Origin of the sequence: Allobosea sp. UC22_33 (assembly GCF_042700715.1) — a bacterium.
Classification (GTDB): Bacteria; Pseudomonadota; Alphaproteobacteria; order Rhizobiales; family Beijerinckiaceae; genus Allobosea.
In genome coordinates this window covers 1,015,465-1,037,517 of sequence record NZ_CP170556.1, presented here as the reverse complement: position 1 = coordinate 1,037,517, position 22,053 = coordinate 1,015,465, and the positions used below count along the sequence as shown (strand labels likewise).

Annotated in this window: 21 protein-coding genes; 5 read left to right on the top strand and 16 right to left on the bottom strand. The window is 67.3% G+C overall.

Going from position 1 to position 22,053, the window contains the following annotated elements; translation table 11 throughout:
- Nucleotides 1-81: 81 nt before the first annotated feature.
- Nucleotides 82-1,509: a hypothetical protein gene (locus tag ACFJGT_RS04885; protein WP_377846437.1), complete on the bottom strand. Its 1,428-nt coding sequence runs from the start codon at nt 1,507-1,509 to the stop codon at nt 82-84.
- Between the two features lie 288 nt (nt 1,510-1,797).
- Here ACFJGT_RS04885 and ACFJGT_RS04880 point away from each other — a divergent pair, with 288 nt between their 5' ends.
- Nucleotides 1,798-2,394 carry a superoxide dismutase gene (locus tag ACFJGT_RS04880; protein WP_257732534.1) on the top strand — a complete coding sequence of 199 codons (597 nt, stop codon included), beginning with the start codon at nt 1,798-1,800 and terminating at the stop codon, nt 2,392-2,394.
- Nucleotides 2,395-2,564: 170 nt separating this feature from the next.
- On the opposite strand, the gene ACFJGT_RS04875 is transcribed toward ACFJGT_RS04880, so the two are convergent.
- Nucleotides 2,565-4,250, bottom strand: a complete 1,686-nt coding sequence (locus ACFJGT_RS04875) for a methyl-accepting chemotaxis protein (protein ID WP_377846435.1) — start codon at nt 4,248-4,250, stop codon at nt 2,565-2,567.
- Nucleotides 4,251-4,361: 111 nt separating this feature from the next.
- Nucleotides 4,362-5,195 (bottom strand): ChbG/HpnK family deacetylase, encoded by an 834-nt coding sequence (locus tag ACFJGT_RS04870; RefSeq protein ID WP_377846432.1) that lies wholly within the window; start codon nt 5,193-5,195, stop codon nt 4,362-4,364.
- 201 nt (nt 5,196-5,396) lie between these two features.
- On the opposite strand from ACFJGT_RS04870, the gene ACFJGT_RS04865 reads away from it, so the two are divergent.
- Complete coding sequence (locus ACFJGT_RS04865) at nt 5,397-6,419, top strand: glycosyltransferase family 2 protein (protein WP_377848924.1); 1,023 nt, start codon at nt 5,397-5,399, stop codon at nt 6,417-6,419.
- Nucleotides 6,420-6,429: 10 nt separating this feature from the next.
- Nucleotides 6,430-7,956, top strand: coding sequence for a murein biosynthesis integral membrane protein MurJ (gene murJ, locus ACFJGT_RS04860; protein ID WP_377846430.1), 1,527 nt, complete (start codon nt 6,430-6,432; stop codon nt 7,954-7,956).
- 177 nt (nt 7,957-8,133) lie between these two features.
- Here the strand turns inward: murJ and ACFJGT_RS04855 are convergent, their stop codons facing one another.
- From ACFJGT_RS04855 to ACFJGT_RS04840, 4 genes are all read right to left on the bottom strand, one after another.
- Nucleotides 8,134-9,111 (bottom strand): NAD(P)H-dependent flavin oxidoreductase, encoded by a 978-nt coding sequence (locus ACFJGT_RS04855; RefSeq protein WP_377846428.1) that lies wholly within the window; start codon nt 9,109-9,111, stop codon nt 8,134-8,136.
- Nucleotides 9,112-9,128: 17 nt separating this feature from the next.
- A complete protein-coding gene (locus tag ACFJGT_RS04850) occupies nt 9,129-10,001 on the bottom strand; it encodes a branched-chain amino acid aminotransferase (RefSeq protein ID WP_377846426.1) in 873 nt (290 codons plus the stop codon).
- A gap of 126 nt (nt 10,002-10,127) precedes the next feature.
- The gene (locus tag ACFJGT_RS04845; protein WP_377846424.1) at nt 10,128-10,445 is read right to left on the bottom strand and encodes an AzlD family protein; all 318 of its coding nucleotides are present in this window, start codon (nt 10,443-10,445) and stop codon (nt 10,128-10,130) included.
- Entirely contained in the window at nt 10,432-11,163 is a 732-nt protein-coding gene (locus ACFJGT_RS04840; protein WP_377846422.1) for an AzlC family ABC transporter permease, read from the bottom strand. Before ACFJGT_RS04840 ends, ACFJGT_RS04845 begins: the two co-directional genes overlap by 14 nt.
- A 113-nt stretch (nt 11,164-11,276) precedes the next feature.
- Here ACFJGT_RS04840 and ACFJGT_RS04835 point away from each other — a divergent pair, with 113 nt between their 5' ends.
- The gene (locus ACFJGT_RS04835; protein ID WP_377846420.1) at nt 11,277-11,885 is read left to right on the top strand and encodes a 4'-phosphopantetheinyl transferase family protein; all 609 of its coding nucleotides are present in this window, start codon (nt 11,277-11,279) and stop codon (nt 11,883-11,885) included.
- Nucleotides 11,886-11,894: 9 nt separating this feature from the next.
- Here the strand turns inward: ACFJGT_RS04835 and ACFJGT_RS04830 are convergent, their stop codons facing one another.
- From ACFJGT_RS04830 to pheS, 8 genes are all read right to left on the bottom strand, one after another.
- Nucleotides 11,895-12,638, bottom strand: coding sequence for a TerC family protein (locus ACFJGT_RS04830; RefSeq protein WP_377846418.1), 744 nt, complete (start codon nt 12,636-12,638; stop codon nt 11,895-11,897).
- A gap of 26 nt (nt 12,639-12,664) precedes the next feature.
- Nucleotides 12,665-13,369, bottom strand: a complete 705-nt coding sequence (locus ACFJGT_RS04825) for a TerC family protein (protein ID WP_377846416.1) — start codon at nt 13,367-13,369, stop codon at nt 12,665-12,667.
- A gap of 30 nt (nt 13,370-13,399) precedes the next feature.
- On the bottom strand, nt 13,400-14,476 hold the full coding sequence (locus ACFJGT_RS04820) for a tartrate dehydrogenase (RefSeq protein ID WP_377846414.1): 1,077 nt from the start codon (nt 14,474-14,476) through the stop codon (nt 13,400-13,402).
- The gene (locus tag ACFJGT_RS04815; protein WP_377846412.1) at nt 14,473-15,375 is read right to left on the bottom strand and encodes an alpha/beta fold hydrolase; all 903 of its coding nucleotides are present in this window, start codon (nt 15,373-15,375) and stop codon (nt 14,473-14,475) included. Before ACFJGT_RS04815 ends, ACFJGT_RS04820 begins: the two co-directional genes overlap by 4 nt.
- Before the next feature lie 232 nt (nt 15,376-15,607).
- On the bottom strand, nt 15,608-18,031 hold the full coding sequence (gene pheT, locus ACFJGT_RS04810) for a phenylalanine--tRNA ligase subunit beta (RefSeq protein ID WP_377846409.1): 2,424 nt from the start codon (nt 18,029-18,031) through the stop codon (nt 15,608-15,610).
- A complete protein-coding gene (locus tag ACFJGT_RS04805) occupies nt 18,028-18,453 on the bottom strand; it encodes an ASCH domain-containing protein (protein ID WP_377846407.1) in 426 nt (141 codons plus the stop codon). Before ACFJGT_RS04805 ends, pheT begins: the two co-directional genes overlap by 4 nt.
- Nucleotides 18,443-19,624, bottom strand: a complete 1,182-nt coding sequence (locus tag ACFJGT_RS04800) for a ceramide glucosyltransferase (protein WP_377846405.1) — start codon at nt 19,622-19,624, stop codon at nt 18,443-18,445. Before ACFJGT_RS04800 ends, ACFJGT_RS04805 begins: the two co-directional genes overlap by 11 nt.
- Nucleotides 19,625-19,652: 28 nt before the next feature.
- Nucleotides 19,653-20,735, bottom strand: coding sequence for a phenylalanine--tRNA ligase subunit alpha (gene pheS, locus ACFJGT_RS04795; RefSeq protein WP_377846403.1), 1,083 nt, complete (start codon nt 20,733-20,735; stop codon nt 19,653-19,655).
- 139 nt (nt 20,736-20,874) lie between these two features.
- On the opposite strand from pheS, the gene ACFJGT_RS04790 reads away from it, so the two are divergent.
- Nucleotides 20,875-21,594, top strand: a complete 720-nt coding sequence (locus ACFJGT_RS04790; protein ID WP_377848923.1) for a TIGR00730 family Rossman fold protein — start codon at nt 20,875-20,877, stop codon at nt 21,592-21,594.
- 61 nt (nt 21,595-21,655) lie between these two features.
- Here ACFJGT_RS04790 and rplT read toward each other — a convergent pair whose 3' ends face one another.
- On the bottom strand, nt 21,656-22,030 hold the full coding sequence (rplT, locus tag ACFJGT_RS04785; protein WP_377846401.1) for a 50S ribosomal protein L20: 375 nt from the start codon (nt 22,028-22,030) through the stop codon (nt 21,656-21,658).
- Nucleotides 22,031-22,053: the final 23 nt, after the last annotated feature.

Below are 22,053 nucleotides of genomic sequence, written 5' to 3'. Positions count from 1 at the left end.
TTGATCCTGCTCTTTGGTCTTGCATCGGCCTTTCCCGAAAACCGCGCTCCCCTTTTCGGGCCGATGCCGCCGGGCGCCTGATCAGACGCCCAGCCGGCTCTTCTCGCTGGCGAGATAGACCTTCAATTCGTCCATCGAGGCGAAACTGTACTCGCCATCGGGCGTGCGGGCGCGGATCGACCCATCGGCATAGATGGTGAAATGCGCGTCGCCGACCTGATAGGCGCCGACGATGCCCTCGTCGGAGGCGGGACGGCTGCCCGCAACGGCCGAAGCTTCCTCGGCCTGCGGCTCGTCGGCCACGACCGGCTCGGGCAGTTCCTCCGCGCTCGCGTCGGCCGGTTCCTCATAGGCGGGCGTCTCGGCCGGATCGGCATGCGTCTCGGCTTCGGCGCCGACAGCCGCGGTCTCGGCCGATACATGGAAGGCCGGGGCCTCGGTTCGCGGCGGCCAGAGCGGAGCCGCCTCGTCCACCGGTGCGGGCTCTTCGGCCGGCGGCGTTTCGAGCCAGGGTTCGCGGCGCGGCGAGGCACGATCCATCCAGGACTCTGCCGCGGCGAAAGGATCCGGTTCCGGCGAGAAGGATGGCTCGATGCGGCCGGTTCCACGCTCCGGTTCGTTGAGATGGCCGGCCAGGCTGGCGCGCAGCGCGCTGAACTCGTCGAGCCCGTCTTCGGCGGCAGCCATCCTCTCCACCGCTTCGACGGGGGCCGCCGATCGTTCGTCTTCCACCGGCTGCTCGTCCGCAGCCCCCTCGTCGAGAGGTTCCGGCGCGTCATGCATGGCGAAGGTTTCCTCCTCGACGGGGGGCTGCACCTTCATGGCGACCAGTTCTGTCGGCTCCTGCTCTTGCTCTTGCTCTTGCTCCTGCTCTTGCTCTTGCTCCTCCGCCTCGAACGCGACGGGAGGCTCGGCAAGCTCCGGAGGCTGCCCCGCCGACAGCGCTTCTTCGAACATGTCGGGGAGCGGCTCGGAGATTTCCGCCATGGGCTCTACGGCCGCCTCGGCCGCGTCTTCGGCGGCGGGTTCGGGCTCCTGCAGCTTCTGCGCGACCAGCGCGCCGAACAAGTCGCGCTCCCCGGACGCAGCGGGCGCCTCGGCTGGTGCCGGCGCGGTCTCGTCGTCGGATGCCGCGAAGGCCTGCGCCACGGCGCTCGTGGCCGCAGCGCCCGCGACCGCGCCGATCGCAGCCGGAGCCACGGAGCGCGAGAAGGACGGGCCTTCGGACCGGCCGGGCGACGCCACGAACGGCGCCTCCTCGACCGGGGCAGCCGGAAGCGGCGCTTGCGCCCGAAGTTCGATCGCCTCGAGCAGCATACGCCGGGTCGCGCGGACCTCGCGAAGAATCCAGGCGAGCGAGAGCATGATCAGGCCGGCAGCGTTCGCGATCGAACCGATGATGACTTCCGTGAAGCCGCGCTCCAGCACCAGATAAGGCCAGCCGTCATAGATGGCGAAGGCGCCGCCGCCGAACAGGAGCAAGCCCAGAACAGTAAAAATCGCGATCAATTCGGCATCCTTGGCAGGGCCGCACCAGTGCTGGGCTGAGGCGACTGTCGCGGCATTATCTAACGTATTGAATAAGGGAGAGTTTCCAATCTGGACCGCTTAGGGCGAGAAATCTGGCGCGATTGTGGCGACCTGTCGAGAAGACATATGCTTTTCGCAGCCGGAGCGGTTGTGGACCGGCCTGCGGGCGCTTAACTATCGCGGGGAATGGCAGGGCCGCCACGGCTCAGCCTGCCCCCGGCAGGCCATTCTCATTTCAAGCGATTTCACAGCCCAAGGAGAGGCCTCATGTCCTTTACCCTTCCCGATCTGCCCTACGCTCATGATGCGCTCCAGCCCTTCATGTCGAAGGAGACGCTCGAGTACCATCACGACAAGCACCACCTCGCCTACGTGACCAACGGCAACAATGCCATCAAGGGCACGGAGTTCGAGGGCAAGTCGCTGGAGGAGATCGTCAAGGGCTCCTATGGCAAGAACCCCGCCGTCTTCAACAATGCCGGCCAGCACTACAACCATCTCCATTTCTGGAAGTGGATGAAGCCGAATGGCGGCGGCAAGATCCCGGGCGCGCTGGAGAAGGCGATCGTCGACTCGTTCGGCTCGGTCGACAAGTTCAAGGAAGACTTCGTCGCCGCCGGCGTCGGCCAGTTCGGCTCGGGCTGGGCCTGGCTGGAAGTCAAGGGCGGCAAGCTCGCCGTCAGCAAGACCCCGAACGGCGAGAGCCCGCTCGTCCATGGCGCCACCCCGATCCTCGGCGTCGACGTCTGGGAGCATTCCTACTACATCGACTACCGCAACCGTCGCCCCGACTATCTCAAGGCTTTCCTGGAGAGCCTGGTGAACTGGGACTACGTGGCCGAGCGGTTCGACGCCGCCAAGTAATCGGCAGGTTGCCGGATACGAGAACGGGGCCTTGCGGCCCCGTTTTTGTTTGCGGTCATCCCGCACGCGCTGCGGCGCGAAGTGCCGCTGCGCAGATGCGGGGCCGTCCTCGGGAAGAGGCGCCTTCTCGTCACGCGATCCCGTGCCCTGGAGGAGAACCCGCGCCCCGCTCAGGCGGCGACGTTGCGCAGGAACTGGTCGACGGTCGAGTCGAGGCGCTGGGCCTGGTCGGCGACCTCGCCGGCCGCACTGCGCACCTGCTCGGCCGAACGTCCGGTCTCCTCGACGCTGTCGGCGAGCACGCTGAGATCACTCGACACCGAGAGAGCCGAGGTGCTGGCCATGGCGACGCCGCTGGCGATCTCGCCGGTCGCGATGGCCTGCTGCTCGATCGAGGTCGCGACCGAGTTGGCGAATTTCTCGATCGCATTCATGCGCTCGGCGATGTTCTGGATCGCGCCCACCACCTGTCCGGTCGCGCCCTGAATCGCGGCGACCTGCGCCACGATGCGGTCTGTCGCATCCGCGGTCTGGGCCGCCAGCGACTTGACCTCGTTGGCCACCACGGCAAAACCGCGGCCTGCCTCGCCGGCGCGCGCCGCCTCGATGGTGGCGTTGAGCGCAAGCAGGTTGGTCTGGGCGGCGATGTCGCGGATCAGGTTGACGACCTCGCCGATGGCGCGGGCGGTCTCGTCGAGCGCCTGCACGGAGCCCGCCGTGTCGCGCGAGACGGAGGCCGCCTCGACGATCTCGGTGCGGACGCGGCGGACCTGGAACTCGACCTCGCGGATGGCCGCGCCCATCTCCTCGGCGGCCTGGGCGGCATTCTCGACATTGCCGGACGCGCCATGGGCGTTGTCGGCGGCGCGCGCTGCACGCTCGGAGGATTCAGCCGCGACGCGGGCGAGCCCGTCGGAGGCCTCCCGCATGCGCTCGGCATTGTTCTTGAACGCCTCCAGCGCCAGGCCGACATCGGTGCGGAACAAGGTGATCGCGTGGTCGACGCCCTGCTGGCGCGAGAGTCGCTCGACCTCGGCCACGCTCTGCCTCTCCTCCAGGGTCGCGCGCTCGGCGAGGCGGATCTTGAGGACGCTGAGCGCGCGGGCGATCGCACCGATCTCGTCGCGCCGGCTCAAGGCGTCGATCTGCGTCCCGAGATTGCCGTCCGAAATGCTGACGATCGCCTTGGTCATGCTGCGCAGAGGGCGCATCGCCCGCGACAGCGAGAACCAGAGCAGCGGCCCGAGCACCAGCAGGATCAGCAGGCCGAGCCCCATGGTGACGAACTGCTCCCAGGCGGCGCGCGCCACGAGGCGCGTCTTGTCGAAGCGGAGCGCGACATAGCCGATCTGCGTGTTCAGCGCGCCGACGCGCACGGCATGGATTTGCGTGAGGAAGGTATCGTCCTCGACAGCGATCTCGCCGCGCTCCTTCAGCGCCGTCCACGGCTCCTGGCCAATCGCGGCAGTCAGCCAACGCGGCGTCAGCGACAGGCGCGCTTCAACCGTGCGCCCGGCAGAGGCCAAGGCGACGAGATCATCGCCGACGATGCCGGCGTCGAAATCGGGGTCGCGCTGCAACGACGCAAGAATGGATCCGAGCGTGCTGTTGTCGCGCGACAGGATCAGGGATGGCGCAGCATTGACCACCATCAAGGTCAGCGCCGTGACCTTCTGATCGAGATCGGCGCGCGTACGGCTGTCATTGTAGCGAGCGATCGCCAACACCACCAAGACGATGGCGACGGCAACGATCGCCACCGCCGCCATTGCGATCTGCCGACCAAGGGAGCCCAGGCCATGCCTGCCCGGCTGCGCCTGCTCTCCCGCGCCGGCTGCGCGCCTGAACACCTTCATCGAGCCGATCATCTCCGAAACCGGGCATCCTGCTGCGAAGAGCGGCGCCTCCAACCCGTCGCCACAATGGCCGGTCCCGGTAAACAAATCGCTTGCGCAGGCCGCGCTCGATCACCCCTCCAATGCGCCGAAGCGGCTCAGCGGCAGGCCGGGCGGCGGCGCGAAGGCGGCGATGGCGGCGTGCTCGACAGGTCGTGGCGCCACTACGGGATCGAGCGTCGCGAGCTCGGCATCGATGAAGCCCGGATGGCACATGACGAGATGGCACGGACCTGGGTCGACGAGGAAACGGGCGAGATCCGCCGCGAAATCCCGCTGCGGATCGAAGGGAGCCACGCCAGAGAAGCCGCGATTGACGCGCAGGCCCCGCTTCAGCGCCGCGCTGCGGAAGCCGGTCGCCAGACCGGCGATGACGAGCGCCTTGCCGACGGCCACCCCGCGCGCCCGTATCGCAGCCGCGCTATCCGCGGGATCGCGCACATAGAGAGCCCCAGCCGGATAACGCCGGGCGAGGATATCGAGCAGTGCCCGCCGCACGCCGGGCAGCACATGCACATGCTGGTGCCCGTCGACGAAATCGGGAGGCCGGCCAAGCGCATCCTCGAAAGCGTCGAGCTGGCGCGCGATCTCGGCCGCGATCTCCTTGCGTGTGGCGGGAGAGGTGGCGGCGGCGCGCGCGACATCCTTCAGGCCCGGCAAGGCGCCGCCAGGCGCGAGACGCGGCATCACTGACAGCGGCGCGGCACAGGTCAGGTTGAGATGCAGGCCGAGATCGGCCTTGCCGGCGAAAGCCGCGAGCTCCGGCGCCAGCCGGCGCCAGTGCGGGCGATTGGTCATCGCGCCCGTCGCGGTGAGCTTGCCGCGGCCGAGAAGATCGAGAATCGCGCGGCTGACGCCATCCGTCATGGCGAAATCGTCGGCACAGAGGATGAAGCCCTTCGCCATCGCGCGTGTTGTCCCTCGTTGACCGGGCTCGCGCTATAGCGCGCCGCCTGCACGATGGAAACGCGCAGGCATGAAGCCCTGCGTTTTACCAAGGCCGTTTGCCGCGCCGGGCTTGTCGCCCGGCAAGCTTTGCGGTTCTGTGCGTCGCGCATCGCCCGCGAGGCGACGGCAACCAGAATTGAAAGGTCGTTCGTGTCGGATATCGGGTCCCAGCCGGTTCAACGTGCGCCTCGGGCTTCGCGCTGGCCCGAGCTCTCCATCGTCGTGCCCGTGCACAACGAAGCCGACAATCTGCCTTTGCTGGTCGAGCGCCTGCGCACGGTGCTGGCCGGCGAGGTCGCCTCCTGGGAAGTCGTCTTCGTCGATGACGGCAGCCGGGACGAGACGCTGGCCGTGATCCGTGACCTCAATGCCGCCGACCCGCGGATCAGCGCCGTCTCCTTCAGCCGCAATTTCGGCAAGGAGATCGCGATCGCGGCCGGGCTCGACCACGCCTTGGGCGATGCCGTCATCATCATGGATGCCGATCTGCAGCATCCGCCGGAGACCATCCCCGCCTTCCTCGCAAGATGGCGCGAGGGCTATCTCAACGTCTTCGGCCAGCGCACCGACCGCGAAGGCGAGACGCGGATGAAGCGCGGCTTCGCCAAGCTGTTCTACCGGATCTTCGGCTATTTCGGCGAAACGCCGCTGCCGGAAGGCGCCGGCGATTTCCGCCTGCTCGACCGCAAGGCCGTCGACGCACTGCGCGCCCTGCCGGAGCGCGCGCGTTTCTCGAAAGGGCTCTACGCCTGGGTCGGGTTCCGCTCGATCGGCGTGCCCTTCCATGTCGCCGAGCGCGAGCACGGGCAGTCGAAGTTCAGATACGGCAAGCTGTTCTCCTTCGCCTTCGACGGGCTCTCTTCCTTCTCGACCGTGCCGCTGAAGATCGCGACCTGGTCGGGCGTGCTCATCGCGGTGATCGCGACCTTCTCGGCGCTCTACTTCATGCTGCGCACGCTGCTGTTCGGCACCGATCTGCCCGGCTTCCCGTCGCTGATCGTCTCGATCATGTTCTTCTCCGGCATCCAGCTCGTCTCGCTCGGCATGATCGGGGAATATGTCGGGCGCATCTTCGCAGAGGTGAAGCGCCGTCCGCTCTACCTGATCGGCGAGCGCGTCGGCTTCGATGCCCGCACCGTCGACCATCCGCGCGGCGACGCCCTGCCGCCGCTGATCCGCTAGAACGGCATCCATGCTCAAGAACATTCTGTCGGTCGGCGGCTATACGCTGATCTCGCGGATCACCGGGTTCGTGCGCGATATCGTGCTGGCGGCCGTGCTGGGCGCCGGCGCGACGATGGACGCCTTTTCGGTGGCGCTGCGCCTGCCCAATCATTTCCGCGCGATCTTCGGCGAGGGCGCCGTCAACCAGGCCTATGTGCCGACCTATGCCCAGATCGCCGAGAAGGAGGGCCCCGAGGCGGCCAGCCTCTTCGCCGACCGGCTCTTCACCGTCCAATTGATCGTTCAGGTCATCCTGCTGGCGCTGGCCCTGCCCCTGATGCCCTGGCTGGTGAGGCTGCTGGCGCCGGGCTTCAGCGCCGACCCGGCCGTGTTCGAGCTCGCGGTCGCGCTGACGCGGATCACCTTCCCCTATCTGCTGTTCGTGACCATGGTCACGTTCCTCGGCGCGACCCTCAATGCCGTCGAGCGCTATGCCGCCTTCGCCGCCGCGCCGATCCTGCTCAACGTCTTCATCGTCGGCGCGCTGGCCGTGCCCTTCCTGTTTCCGAGTGCCGCCCATGCCGCCGCCTGGGGCGTCGCGATCTCCGGCGTCGCGCAATGGATCGTGCTCTATGTCGCGGCCAAGCGGGCCGGCGTGTCGAGCAGGCTGGTGCGCCCGCGGGCGGATGCCGGCGTCCGGCGCTTCCTCAAGATGTTCGGGCCGGCCGTCATCGGCTCGGCCGGCGTGCAGATCGCGATCTTCGCCGACACGATCATCGCCTCTCTCCTTCCGCGCGGCGGCTATGCAGCGCTCTACTATGCCGAGCGGCTCTACCAACTGCCGCTCGGGCTGATCGCGATCGCGGTCGGCACCGTCGCACTCTCGGCGATGAGCCGCGCCATCGCGCGTGGCGACGACGCGGCCGCCAACCGCGCACAGAACCGCGCCATCGCGATCTCGCTCGTCGCGAGCGCGCCCTTCGTCGCCGCCTTCGTCGCAGTGCCCGAGCTGATGGTCGCCGGCCTGTTTCAGCGCGGTGCCTTCGATGCTCAGGCGAGCGCGGCGGCAGGTGCCGTGCTCTTCGCCTATGCGCTCGGCCTGCCGGCGATCGTCATGATCCGCGCGCAGGTTTCGGCCTTCCAGGCGCGCGGCGACACCACCACGCCGATGCTGATCGCGCTCGCGGCCATCGCCTGCAATCTCCTGCTGAAGCTCCTGCTCTGGCGGGACTGGGGCGCGCCGGGGCTGGCGCTGGCGACCGCCGCCGGCGCCTGGATCAACCTGCTGACGCTGTTCGTGCTGGCGCGGCGGCGCGGTTGGACGGAACCGGACCGGCGTCTGCCGGGCTTCGCGGCCATCGTCTGCGGAGCCGCGGCGATCTGCGGCCTGCTGGCCTGGTGGGGCAAGCCGGTGGCTCTGAAGCTCACAGCCGCCCTGCCGTTCGAGCCGCTCCTGATGACGGTGCTGCTGCTGTCCGGCGCCGCGGCAATCGTCTACGCCGTGCTTGCCGGCGGGCTGCTGAAGGTGACGGGACTGCTCAGGCTGCTGCGGTAGAGCTATCCGCAGCCAAGCCCTTTGTCATTCCGGGGCTTCGCATAGCGAAGAGCCCGGAATCCAGAACCGATACGGCTTACAAGCTTGCCCGCCCGTTTGCGCGCACTGGATACAGTGCATCGGTTCTGGGTTCCGGGCTCAGGCCTGCCCCGGAATGACGGCGCGGTTCCGGGACGTTCAGGCGACGAAACGCCCTGCCCTGCCGAGCAGCGCCGCCGCCTCGGCAACCATGCGCTCGACGATCTCGCCAGCGCTGGGGATATCGGAGATCAGCCCTGCAGCCTCGCCGAAGATGACGGCGGCCTTGTCGGGATCGCCGGCCATGAAAGCTTCGCGATAGGCGGGGCCTTCGACGGCGATGGCGTCCTTGAGCGCGGCGTCGCGGCCGGCCCAGCTTGCGATGAAGGCATTGTCGGAGACGCGGATATCGAAGGGCTTCGGCCAGTCGAGCTGGCGGGCGATGTCCGGAAGCGATGAGCGAACGGTCTGGTCGCCGGTCGCGGCGACGGCAGCGGCGTGGTGGCGCTCATGAACCATCGCCTCGCGGCTCGCCCAGAAGCGCGTGCCAGCAAGCACGCCATCGGCGCCGAGCATCAGGGCGGCCGCCAATCCGCGGCCATCCGCAATGCCGCCGGCAGCGAGGAGCAGGGTATCGGGGCTTCCGCGGGCGATCAGGTCTGCCGCCTCGGGCACGAAGGGCAGCGTCGCGCGGCTGGCGCCATGCCCGCCGGCTTCGGAGCCCTGCGCGACGATGATCGCGGCGCCCGCTTCGATCGCATCACGGACATGGGCCAGCGACTGGCACTGGCAGATCAAGGGCACGCCCGCGGCTGCGATCTCGTCGGCGAAGGGGCGTGGGTCGCCGAAGGAGAGCATCAGCGCGGCCGGCTTGTGGGCCAGGGCCTGCGCCAACAATTCCGGCTTCTTCGCCATCGACCAGGTGATGAAGCCGCAGCCGACCTGCGTATTGCCGGCTGCGGAGAACTGCTGCTCGATCCAGGCGGCATCGCCATAGCCGCAGCCGATGAGGCCCAGCCCGCCGGCGCGCGTGACCGCCGCAGCCAGCGCCCCGCCACCTGCCAGCGCCATCGGCGCCGACAGGATGGGATGAGCGATGCCGAGGCGTTCGGTCAGTCGCGTGGCGAGGCGCGCCATGGTCCCTGCCTTCCGGCTCAGGCAGCCTTCGGCTTGCTGTGGGCGTAATCCATGTAGAGCTCGCGGGCACGGCGGAAGAGCGGGCCGGGCTGGAGCGTGCGGTTGTCGATGCGGGTCACCGGCATGCACTTGGAATAGTTTCCGGACATGAAGATCTCATCGGCCTGCTCGAAATCCTCGTAGCGCAGGCTGCATTCCTCGACCGGCACGCCGCTGTCGCGCAGCAGCTTGATGACGCGCTGGCGGGTGATGCCGTTCAGGAAGGTGCCGTTCGGCACAGGGGTCTTCACGACGCCGTCCTTGGCGAGGAAGATGTTCGAGGTCGCGGTCTCCGCGACATTGCCCTGCATGTCGAGCACCAGCGCGTTGTCGAAGCCGGCGGCCTTGGCCACCTTCAGCACGCGGGCATTGTTCGGGTACAGGCAGCCGGCCTTGGCATCCGTCGGGGCGGTCTCGTAGCTCGGGCGGCGGAAGGCGCCCTTCGTCACGGAGAAGCTTGCAGTCGGGCCGGGCATCGCCGCCTCGAACAGGCAGAGCGCGAACTGGGTCGATTCCGCATCGGGCATGATGCTGGACGGACCATCGGCCTCGGCCCAGTACATCGGCTTGACGTAAACCGCCGTGCCGGGGGCGAATTTCTTGACGCCCTCGAACATCTTCCCGACGATGAAGTCCGGCGTGACCGTCGGGTTCAGGCCGAGCGCCAACGCCGAACGGTTGACGCGGGCGGCGTGCAGGTCGATGTCGGGGGCGACGCCGTCGAAATAGCGGCCGCCGTCGAAGACCGAAGAGCTCTGCCAGAGCACATGGCTGCGCGGACCGACGATGCCGGGGTTGCCCTCATGCCAGGCCCCATCGAACCAGGTCCACGTCTGAGAATACCATGCCATGACGGCGCTCCGTTTTAGCCAGTTTTGCTGTGACGCACCGTCCTCCCCTCTCTCTTCGCCGTCAACATGCGGCGATGCATATCGGGATGACGTGATGTGATGGAAGCAATCGGCTCGCGTGATGGATCAGTAACCCAGCGCACGCAGGCCCGAGATCGCGGCCATGCCGACGAGCAGGGCCAGCAACTCGCTGCGCCGCAGGATCATGGTGCCGACCGCGGCCAGCAGCGCGACCGCCGCAGCCCAGCCCAGCCGCTCAACCATTGGCAGCACGGTCGCGACCACGATCGAGCCCGGCAGGGCCGCGAGCCCGCGACGGACATGCGGGGTTAGCGGGATGATGCTCATCAGCGCCACGCCGGAGATGCGGCAGAGATAGGTCGCGGCCGCCATCGCGGTAATGGCGACGAGCGCGCCCCAGGTGCCGAGATCAGGCAGCGTCATCGCGGAACGCTCCCGTGATCGCGCCGGCGAGCGAGCCGACGATGATGAAGGCGTAGCCGTCGACAAGTCGGGCCGTGACCAGCGCGACGAGGCCGGCGACGACCCAAGGCACCATGCCGCGCTTGCCGCGCCAGAGCGGCACGATCATCGCGGCGAAGAAGATCGGCATGACCAGGTCGATGCCATAGCGACGGGGATCGCTGACCAGCGCGCCGAGCATGTAGCCACCGCCAGTCGCGATGACCCAGACCAGCCAGAGCGCGAGCCCCGCGCCGACCAGCACGCCGAGATCGCGCCCGCCCTCGGCCCGGTAGCGCGTGCCGATCAGCCAGTTGGCATCGGTGAAGAAGAAGAGATGGAAGGCGTTGAGCGTCTTCGGATATTTCGCGAACCAGGGCTGCAGCGAAGCGCCCTGCAGCACCATGCGGGCGTTGACGGTCGCGGTGACCACAGCGATCCCGGCAATAGCACCCCAGGTCCATTCAGGACGCCAGAGCTCCAGCGAGACGAGCTGGGCCACGCCCGCATAGACGAAGCCGCTCATCAGCAAGGTCTCGAACAGGCTCAATCCCTTCGCTGACGCCGCCGCACCGAAGGCGACGGCGAAAACGACGATGCCCGGCATCAGCACCGAGACCTTGCGCAAGCCGAGCATCATCCCGGCGGCGGTGATCGGCGCTTCCGAGGCGGCCGGCTGCATGTTGGGATCGGATGACATGATCCTTCCAAAAGCGGGAAAGCCGGCGCGAAGGTCAACGCGCGCGAACGGCGCGGCTGCATGAATTCCGCGCAGGGCGCGACAGCATTCGGCAGGAGCATTAGAGATGGGTCATGCTCTGGTTCGACGACGCCGATGCCATCGCCCCTGCCCTGCCTGCGATCTGGCTGGTTCGCACGGATGCCGAGCCGCGCAACCTGACCGAACGCTCAGCGCTGCGGCGCGGCCTGGCGCTGCGGATCGTGGCGCGCCAGCTCGGTTGCCCGGAAGACGATGTTCTCATCGACCACGACGCGGCGGGCCGCCCGCTCATCGCTTTGCCCTCAGTCACCGGGCTCCATCTGTCCTTGGCGACGCGGGCCGGCACTGTTGCTGTCGGGTTGGCACAGCGCCCGCTGGGCGTGGATGTGGAACGCGTCGACGCGGAGATGAAACCGCCATTCGACCTGCTCCACCCGGAGGAGCGCGGGATGCTCGAGGCGATGTCGCTCGCCATGCGTCCGCTTGCCTTCGCCCGCCTCTGGGCCGCGAAGGAAGCCTATGTGAAGGCGCTCGGCACCGGCTTCACCCGGCCGCCGGAGAGCTTTTGCGTATCGCTGCTGTCGGATAGCCATTTCAGCACCCGCGACCCGCAGCACCGCACGGAATGCCAAGGCGCGCTGCGCCTCATGAAAAACGGCGGCCAGGATGTCCTGGCCGCCGCTGCGATCGTTCTCGACTGAGGCCGGGCTTCAGCCCGCCTGATCGATCGGCTTCTTCTTGAGGGCGTAGGCGACGATGCAGACGAAGGCCGCACCGAGCACCGCCGCCGTGTAGAACGGCACCTTGGCGGGCAGGAGACCGGCGGGGTTCGTGTCGGAGACCGGCACGCTCTGGACCCAGCTCGGCATGTTCACCTGGAGCCACTGCATCACCGCCATGTCGCTGAGCAGCATCTCGCCGGCGATCCAGCCGAGCAGCGCCGCACCGAGCCAGATCAGGATCGGGAAGCGTTCGAGAACCGACGAGAGCATGCGCGCACCGAAGATGATCAGCGGGATCGTCAGCAGCAGGCCGAACACGAACAGCTCGAAATGGCCGCGGGCGGCGGCTGCGATCGCGAGCACGTTGTCGAGGCTCATCACCGCGTCGGCGATGGCGATGGTGCGCACCGCTTTCCAGAGATTGTCGCTGGCAGCGACGTCGCCATGGACCTCGTCCTCACCCTTGGCGAGCTTGATGGCGATCCAGAACAGAAGGAGCGCGCCGACAACCTTCAGGAACGGGACGTTCAGCAGGTAGCTGACAACCACCGCGAAGATGATGCGCAGGCCCACCGCCGCTCCGGCGCCAAGCCAGATGCCGACTTTGCGCTGCTTCTCCGGCAGCGAACGCACGGCGAGCGCGATCACGACCGCGTTGTCGCCCGAAAGCAGCAGGTCGATCCAGATGATCTGGAGTAGCGAGGTCCAGAAGGCGGGGGATGCGAAATCCATCGGTCAGGTCGTCCCTTTGCAGTTTGTCAGTGGGCCGGATCAGGCCGGCGCGATTTGATGAGGTAGCCGAGTCCGAGCACGAGCAACGCACCCAGGATCGCAGCCGGATACTCCAGCTTGTGCAGCAGTTCTTCGCCGAAGCGGGCGATCAGCCAGGGGTCGCTCTCGAACATCTCGCCCGCGACCCAGCCGAGCAGACCCGCACCGGCCCAGACCAGGATCGGAAAACGCGTCAGCAGGTTGGTGATCAGCGAGGCGCCGAGCACGATCAGCGGGATCGAGATGACGAGGCCGGCGATCAGCAGCGGAATCGAATCCTTGGCGACGGCGGCGATCGCCAGCACATTGTCGAGGCTCATCACGATGTCGGCGATGGCAACCGTCTGCACCGCCTTCCAGAGCTTGCTGCTGGCCGTGACCGAATCCTCGTCCTGGCCTTCGTCCTCGACGATCAGCTTGACCGCGATCCAGATGAGCAGGCCGGCGCCGACGATGCGCAGGAAGGGCGTGTTCAGCAGCGAGGCGATCAGCACCGTGAAGACCACGCGCAGCACGACGGCGACGCCCGCGCCGAGCGCGATGCCCTTGGCGCGCTGCGCCGGCGCGAGCGCGCGGCAGGCGAGCGCGATGACCACGGCGTTGTCGCCGGACAGCACGATGTTGAGCAGGATGATCTCGGCCAGCTTGCCCCAGACAAGCGGGTCGACGAAGGAAATCGACGACAGATCCATTTCTTCAAATCCTCGCGTTCAAATTCCGGCTCAAAGCGCCTGCTCGACGGCCTTGCCGGCGGCTTCCGTGCCGAGCGAACCGCCGAGATCGCGGGTGCGGGTCCGTGCATCGCCGAGCGCGCGTTCGATCGCCGCTTCGATGCCCTTGGCAGCCTCGTGCTCGCCGAGATGGTCGAGCATCATCGCGCCCGACCAGATCATGCCGACGGGATTGGCGATGCCCTGTCCCGCGATATCCGGCGCCGAGCCGTGGACCGGCTCGAACAGAGAAGGATGGTCGCCCGTCGGGTTGATGTTGCCGGAGGGGGCGATGCCGATCGTGCCGGTGCAGGCCGGGCCGAGATCGGAGAGGATGTCGCCGAAGAGATTGGAGGCCACGACCACGTCGAAACGGTCCGGGTTCAGCACGAAATGCGCGGTCAGGATATCGATATGGTACTGGTCGACCGCCACATCCGGATAGTGCTTCGCCATCTCCTTCACCCGCTCGTCCCAGTAGGGCATGGTGATCGAGATGCCGTTGGACTTGGTGGCCGAAGTCAGCTTCCTGCGGGGACGGCGCTGCGCCAGTTCGAAGGCGTATTTCAGCACGCGGTCGACGCCGACGCGGCTCATCACCGTCTCCTGGATGACGATCTCGCGCTCGGTGCCGGCATACATGCGCCCGCCGACCGAGGAATACTCGCCCTCGGTGTTCTCGCGCACGACGAAGAAGTCGATATCGCCGGGCTTGCGGTTGGCGAGCGGGCCTGGCACGCCCGGCATCAATCGCACGGGGCGCAGGTTGACGTACTGGTCGAATTCGCGCCGGAACAGCAGCAGCGAGCCCCAGAGCGAGATGTGGTCCGGCACCTGGGCGGGCATGCCGACGGCGCCGAAATAGATCGCGTCATGGCCGCCGATCTTCTCCTTCCAGTCATCCGGCAGCATCTTGCCGTGCTTGGCGAAGTAGTCGCAGGAGGAGAAGTCGAACTCGTCGAGACGCAATTCGAAGCCGTATTTCTTCGAGGCGGCGGCGAGCACGCGCAGGCCCTCGGGCATGACCTCCTTGCCGATGCCGTCGCCGGGAATCACGGCGATGCGGTAAACGCGGTTGGTCCCGGTCATGCGGTTTCTCCGAAGAAGGCCCTGAACTCCGCGGCGACGAGATCGGGGACCTCCTCCGCGAGATAGTGACCACCCGGCAAGGCATGGCCACGCACATCCTGCGCACGCTCGCGCCACAAGGCCAGAGGGTCGAAGCATTTTCCGATGACGCCGCGCTCGCCCCAGAGCGCCAGCAGCGGACAGGCGAGCTTGCGGCCGCCATCGGCATCGTCATGCGCGATATCGATCGTCGCGGCGGCGCGATAATCCTCGCAGCTCGCATGGATCATCGCGGGATCGCGGAAGCAGCGCAGATATTCCGCGAGCGCCTCGGGCTCGAACAGCCGCATGTCGGAGGCGCGCCGGCTCGTCCAGTAGAACTCCGGATCGCTCTCGATCATGCGCTCCGGCATCGGCGCCGGCTGGATCAGGAAGAACCAGTGCCAGTAGGCACGCGCAAACGCATCGGTCGTATCGCGATACATCTCGCGCGTCGGCGCGATGTCGAGTGTCGCGAGCTTCAGCACGCGCTCGCCATGGTCGAGCGCCAGACGATGCGCGACGCGGGCACCGCGATCATGCGAGCCGACGAAGAAGCGCTCGTGGCCCAGCGCGCTCATCACCTCGGCCATGTCCTGCGCCATGGTGCGCTTCGCATAGGGCGCGTGCGCGGCGTCGCTCGGCGGCTTGTCTGAATCGCCGTAGCCGCGCAGGTCCGGGCAGATCAGGGTAAAATGCGGCGCGAGCAACGGCGCGATCCGGCGCCACATCACATGCGTCTGCGGATAGCCGTGCAGCAGCAGGAGCGGCGGACCCTCGCCGCCGATACGCACGCGAATGCGCGGCCCCGACGTGGCGACATCGAGCAGGCGGAAGCCAGGGAACAGATTGTCCGTGACGGGACGTTCGGTGAGAACCATAGGACCAGGGAGATGCAAGAATGCGTCAGCGCATACCCTGAAAGCGCAGGGATTTCGCGCATGGATTATTACATAATCTCGATCAATGGTTGGAGACCAACGGCTACGCAGCCGTCATTCTCGGGCGCCGCGAAGCGGCGACCCGAGTATCTCCTGCCGATAAGCGCGCGGGAAACCTCATCCTGCATGAGATGCTCGGGTCAAGCCCGAGCATGACGCGCCCATCTGCGTCTCAGCCGCGCAGCGTCGCGCCGTAGCGCTTGCCGATCTCGGCGACGATCTTGCTGCCGACGGCCTCGATCTCGGCCTCGGTCAGGGTCTTCTCGGTCGGCTGCAAGGTGACCGCGAGCGCGACCGACTTCTTGCCGGCCTCGACGCCCGCGCCCTCGTAGAGATCGAAGACGCCGACATTGGCGATCAGTGCGCGATCCGTGCCCTGCGCCGTCTTGACCATGTCGCCGGCCGCCACCGCCTTGTCGACGATGAAGGCGAAGTCGCGCGTCACCGGCTGGAAGTCGGAAAGCGCGAGCTTCGGCTTGACCTTGGTCGGCTTGGCCTTGGGCAGCGGCAGCGTATCCAGATGGATCTCGAAGGCGACCAGCGGCCCCTTGACGTCGAGCGCCCGAAGGATCTTGGGATGGACCTCGCCGAAGGCGCCGATCACGCCGTTCGGGCCGAACTGGAGCGTGGCCGAGCGGCCGGGATGCGCCCAGGCCGGGCCGCCCGCGACGATCTGGAGACCGCCGGTCGGGATGCCGAGCCCGGAGAGCAGGCCGAGTACATCGGCCTTGGCATCGAAGACGTCGACAGGCTTGGCACCGCCATCCCAACGCCGGCCGGTGCCGTCGAGGCGGGCCGAGCCGCGGCGCAGGCCGGCCGCAGCGATGAGCTGGCCTTCCGGCTCGTCGCTCTTGAAGACCTGCCCGACCTCGAACAACGCGACATCAGGGAAACCGCGATCCGCGTTGCTCTGCGCGGCACGGATCAGCCCCGGCAGCAGCGAGGGCCGCATGTCCGAGAGATCGGCCGCGATCGGGTTGGCCAACGCGAGCCTGGGCGAGCCACCGCCGAAGAGCTTCGCCTGATCCTGCGAGATGAAGGACCAGGTCACGGCTTCGACGAGACCGCGCGCCGCGAGCGTGCGCTTGGCGGTGCGGGTGCGCTTCTGCAGCACGGTCAGCACCGGCTTGACCACCTCGCCCTTGATGCGCGGCAGCGGCGTCGAGGCGACGCGATCGAGCCCGGCGATGCGCACGATCTCCTCGACGAGATCGGCCTTGCCGCCGACATCGGCCCGCCAGGACGGGACCGCGACCTTGACCCGGTCACCCGCGCCCGAGACGTCGAAGCCGAGCGAGGTCAGCGCCGCCTGCATTTCGGCCTGCGGCAGGTCGAGCCCGGTCAGGCGCTTGACCTGGGACCAGGGGAAGTCGATCGCGGCTGGGCTGGCGGGCAGTTCGCCGACGAATTCCATCTCGGAGGCTTCGCCGCCGCAGAGCTCGATCACCATCGCGGTTGCGAGATCAAGGCCGGGACGGGCGAAATCGGGATCGACGCCACGCTCGAAACGGTAGCGCGCGTCCGAATTGATGCCGAGCGCGCGGCCCGAACGAGCGACGTTCAGCGGGTCCCAGAGCGCGCTCTCGATCAGCACGTCGGTGGTCGCCTCGCTTGAGCCCGAGGCCTCGCCGCCCATGATGCCGGCGAGCGACTCGACGCCGTGCTCGTCGGCGATCACGACCTGCTCGTCGGTCAGCGTATAGGTCTTGCCGTCGAGCGCGAGGATGGTTTCGCCGGCCTTGGCGCGACGGACGGTGAGGTTGCCCTTCACCTTGGCGGCGTCGAAGACGTGCAGCGGCCGGTTGCGGTCGAGCGTCATGAAATTGGTGATGTCGACCAGCGCGTTGATGGGGCGCAGGCCGACGGCGCGCAGGCGCGCCTGCAGCCAGTCCGGCGAGGGGCCATTCTTGACGCCGCGCACGAGGCGCAGAGCGAAGGCCGGGCAGAGCTTCTTGTCGTCGCCAGCGAAATCGAGCGTGACCTTGACCGGGCACGGGAAGGAACCGCCGATCGGCTGGATGGCCCTCGACTTCAGCTTGCCGAGGCCGGCGGCGGCGAGATCGCGGGCGATGCCGGCGACGCCGAGCGCATCCGCGCGGTTCGGCGTCACCGCGATCTCGATCACGGCGTCGTCGAGCCCGGCATAGAGGGCATAGGGCTGGCCGACCGGAGCGTCAGCCGGCAACTCGATGATGCCGTCATGGTCGTCGGAGAGCTCGAGCTCTGCTTCCGAGACCAGCATGCCGTTCGATTCGACGCCGCGGATCACGCCCTTGCCGAGCGTGACCTTCTTGCCGGGGATGTAGCTGCCCGGCGGCGAGAACACGCCCTTCATGCCGGTGCGGGCGTTGGGCGCTCCGCAGACGACCTGCACGGGCTCGCCCGCGCCGGTATCGACCATGCAGACGCGCAGGCGATCGGCATTCGGATGCGGCTTCGCCTCGATGACATAGGCGATGGTGAAGGCCGAGAGCGCGGCGGCGCGATCCTCGATCGCCTCGACCTCGAGGCCGACGCGGGTCAGGGCATCAGCGATCTCCGCAACGGAGGCGTCGGTGTCGAGATGCTCTTTGAGCCAGGAGATCGTGAACTTCATGCGTCTACGTCCATCGGGGTGAACACTTCCACCAGACGGAAGCGTTCGCAAAGCAAGGGCATGTCGGGGCTGAAGACACCGATGCGCCGGAAATAGGATTCGTGGGCGTCCCGCCAGAAGGCCAGGGAGCGGTCCCCCTCCCCTTCGTCGAAGGCGAAGGCCTCGTCAACTTCGTCGAAGCGACGGGGGATGAGTTCGATCGTCTCGATGACGCAGACGGGACGCCCCGTGCCGTCAAGCACGATCCAGAGCTCATTGAGCTTGGGGCAATCGGGCGCGTCGAGCGTGTTCACCGTCGCGATCTTGCGACCGCTCACGACCAGCGCGGCGAGTTCCGTCGCCAGTTCCGGGCTGTCGCCGAAGGAAAAGCTCGGGCAGCCGCGATAGCGCTCGGGAACGGATGCGAGGAGGTCAGCGGCCATCGCGCCCCACTTGCCCTGGTGCAGCCGGCACCGCATCGTTGAGCTTGTTGGCGCCGTCGGTGCTGATCTTCATGGCGTTGCCGCGCCAGCTCACCTCGCCGCCGACGAAGGCATAGGCCCAGATGCCGGGGAAGGCGATGTCGCGCGCCAGCATGGCGAGCGGCGTACGCCAGTTCAGGAACCAGCCGACGCGGGCCGACAGCACGATATCGCCGGCATACCAGACGAGCAGAACGAGCAGCGGCGCGAGCCAGGCCGGCAGGCCAAGCGCGGACGCTCCGAAAGCGGCCAGCACGACCGCGAGGAAGGGCGTGGAGAGGATTTCCAGCGCGAAGAAGGGCAGGAAGGTCACGCGCCGCAGACGCGCCCAGCGGAACTGGCGCTGCACGACGTCCCTCAATCGGCGCCGGCCAAGCGGCTGCTCGAAGGGTTGGCCGACGAGATGGACATGCCGGCCGGTGTTCCGAACCAGCTTGGTCGAGGCCGCATCCTCGGCGATCTCGGCGCCCAGCGCGGCGATGCCGCCATTGGCGTCGAGGAAGGGCTTGTTCCAGAGCATCGACTTGCCCTGTGCGAAGCCGAGACCCAGCGCCTCGCCGACATATTGCCAGCGCGCCTGGAAGGCGTTCAGGAAGGCACATTCGACTTCGGCGCCAATGCACAGAGGCCGGGAACCGGCCGGCGTCGAGCAGACGAGACCGGTCGCGGGCTGCCAGGCGGCCAGCATGCGCTGAATGTAGTCCTTGGGCATCAGCACGTTGGAATCGGCGAGAATAACCCAATCGGTCTCTGCCGCGTCCCAGCCACGCACGCAGTTGTTGAGCTTGGGATTGGCGCTGACCGGTACGTCGCCGACGATCAGGCGGGCCTTCTCGGCACCGTAGATGCCGATCAGCTCCTCGATCAGCGGGATGATCGGGTCATGCGCATCGGCGACGCAGAAGATCGTGCTGTAGCGGGGATAATCGAGCTCCAGCCCCGAGATCGCCGTCTCGCGGCTGAAGGCCTCGATGCCGCGCAGCGGACGGACGATCGTGACCGGCGGCAACTCGTCGAGCAGGGCCGAGCGCTGCAGGGGCCGGCGCAGCCGCCAGAGCGCGATGGCCTGGCTCGCCAGGTTCATCACGACCAGCAGCACGGCGATCACCGCCGCCCAGCCCGCGGGCGTCATCGCGCCCTCCCCTGCCCGGTCGGTGCCGTCATGAGGACAGGCCGCCCGTCAGCGTCGGCAGGTCGAGCGGGCGGAAGCCGTAATGCGCGAGCCAGCGCACATCCGCCTCGAAGAAGGGGCGCAGGTCCGGCATGCCGTATTTCAGCATGGCGATGCGGTCGATCCCCATGCCCCAGGCGAAGCCCTGGTAGACCTCCGGATCAAGCCCGCAATTGCGCAGCACGTTCGGATGGACCATGCCGCAGCCGAGGATCTCCAGCCAGTCGTCGCCCTCGCCGAAGCGGATTTCGCCGCCCTTGCGCGAGCACTGGATGTCGACCTCCATCGAGGGCTCGGTGAAGGGGAAGAAGGACGGACGGAAGCGCATCTTCACGTCGTCGATCTCGAAGAAGGACTTGCAGAATTCTTCGAGGATCCACTTGAGGTGGCCGAGATTGGCGGACTTGTCGATGACGAGCCCCTCGACCTGATGGAACATTGGGGTGTGGGTCTGGTCGGAATCGTTGCGATAGGTCCGGCCCGGGCAGATCACGCGGATCGGCGGCTGCTGCGCCAGCATGGTGCGGACCTGGACCGGCGAGGTGTGGGTGCGCAGCAGCTTGCGCTCGCCATTCTCGTCCGGCGCGAAGAAGAAGGTGTCGTGCATCTCGCGGGCGGGATGGCCGACCGGGAAGTTCAGCTTGGTGAAGTTGAGGTCGTCGGTCTCGACATCCGGCCCTTCGGCAATGGCGAAGCCCATGTCGCCGAAGATCGCGGTGATCTCGTCGATGACCTGGCTGATCGGATGGATGCGGCCGCGCGCCTCCGGGCCGTCCTGCACCGGCAGCGAGATGTCGACGCGCTCTGAGGCGAGCCGGGCTTCGAGAGCGGCCTCGCCCAAAGCTTCCTTGCGCGCCGCGATCGCACCCTGAACCCGATCGCGCAGGCCGTTGATCTGCGGGCCCTTCTCCTTGCGCTCGTCCGGGGTCATCGCGCCGAGCGTCTTCAGCAGCGCCGAGATCGAGCCGGACTTGCCGAGGGCGCCGATGCGCACATCCTCAATGGCGGCTTCATCGGCGGCAGAATCGATCGCGGCGAGGACGTCGCGTTCCAGGGTGGCGAGATCGGTCATGAATTAAGTCGCAAGCATCTGAAGGCGTGGGAACGGGCGCGTTCTAGCGGGAACGGCCGGCATATGCCAGAGCGAAGCGACGAGACAGGAGGATGCCTTGCCCGACAATACCCGCCAGAAGGAATCGCCCTCTTACCGGATGGCCGCGCTCGACCCGGATTTCATCCTCGGCGATTCGATGCGCGGCGCGCGCTTCATGCTGGAATACCAGAAGGCGGAGGACAGCCTGAGGGCGCGCGGCGTGGTCTCGACCATCGTCGTCTTCGGCTCGGCGCGGGTGCGCGAGGGCAATCCCTGGTACGAGGCCGCCCGCACCTTCGGCCGCATCGCCTCGGAGCGCGGCGGTGCGCTGCGCGACGGCGAGGCCGGGCGCCATCACGTCATCGCCACCGGCGGCGGGCCCGGCATCATGGAGGCCGCCAATCGCGGCGCGACGGAAGCCGGCGCGATCTCGATCGGCTTCAACATCACCTTGCCGCACGAGCAGGAGCCCAACGCCTGGTCGACGCCGGACCTGACCTTCCTGTTCCACTATTTCGCGATGCGGAAGATGCATCTGGCGATGCGCGCGGCGGCGCTGGTGGTCTTCCCCGGCGGCTTCGGCACGCTCGACGAATTGTTCGAGATCATGACGCTGGTGCAGACCGGCAAGATGGGGCCGGTGCCGATCGTGCTCTATGATTCCGGCTACTGGAAGGGCCTGCTCAATCTCGACCAGATGGCAGCGGCGGGCTTCATCCGGCCTGATGACCTGAAGCTGTTCAGCTATGTGGATTCGCCGGAGGAAGCCTATGACCGGATCGTCGAAGGCGCAGGCGATGGCTGGAACCCGCCGAAGAACGGCAGCGTGCAGACTTAGAGCCCAAAGAAAAAGGCCGGCGTCACCGCCGGCCTTTTCCAATTCAGCATTGCAAGGCTGCTCAGGCAGCCTTGGCCTCGGCGCCCAGGACGCCCTTGACCGTCTCGACCACGGCAGCGAACGAGGCTGCATCGTCGATGGCCATGGCCGACAGGGTCTTGCGGTCCAGCTCGATGCCCGACTTGATCAGGCCGCCGATGAAGACCGAATAGGTCAGGCCGTGCTCGCGCACCGCAGCGTTGAGACGCTGAATCCAGAGAGCGCGGAAGGTGCGCTTCTTGTTCTTGCGGTCGCGATAGGCGTACTGCATCGAGCGATCGACGGCCGCCTTGGCGGCGCGGATCGTATTCTTGCGGCGGCCGTAGAAGCCCTTGGCAGCCTTGAACGTCTTCTTGTGCTTGGCGTGGGACGTTACGCCCCGTTTCACGCGAGCCATGTCATGATCTCCGGAATGTCAGG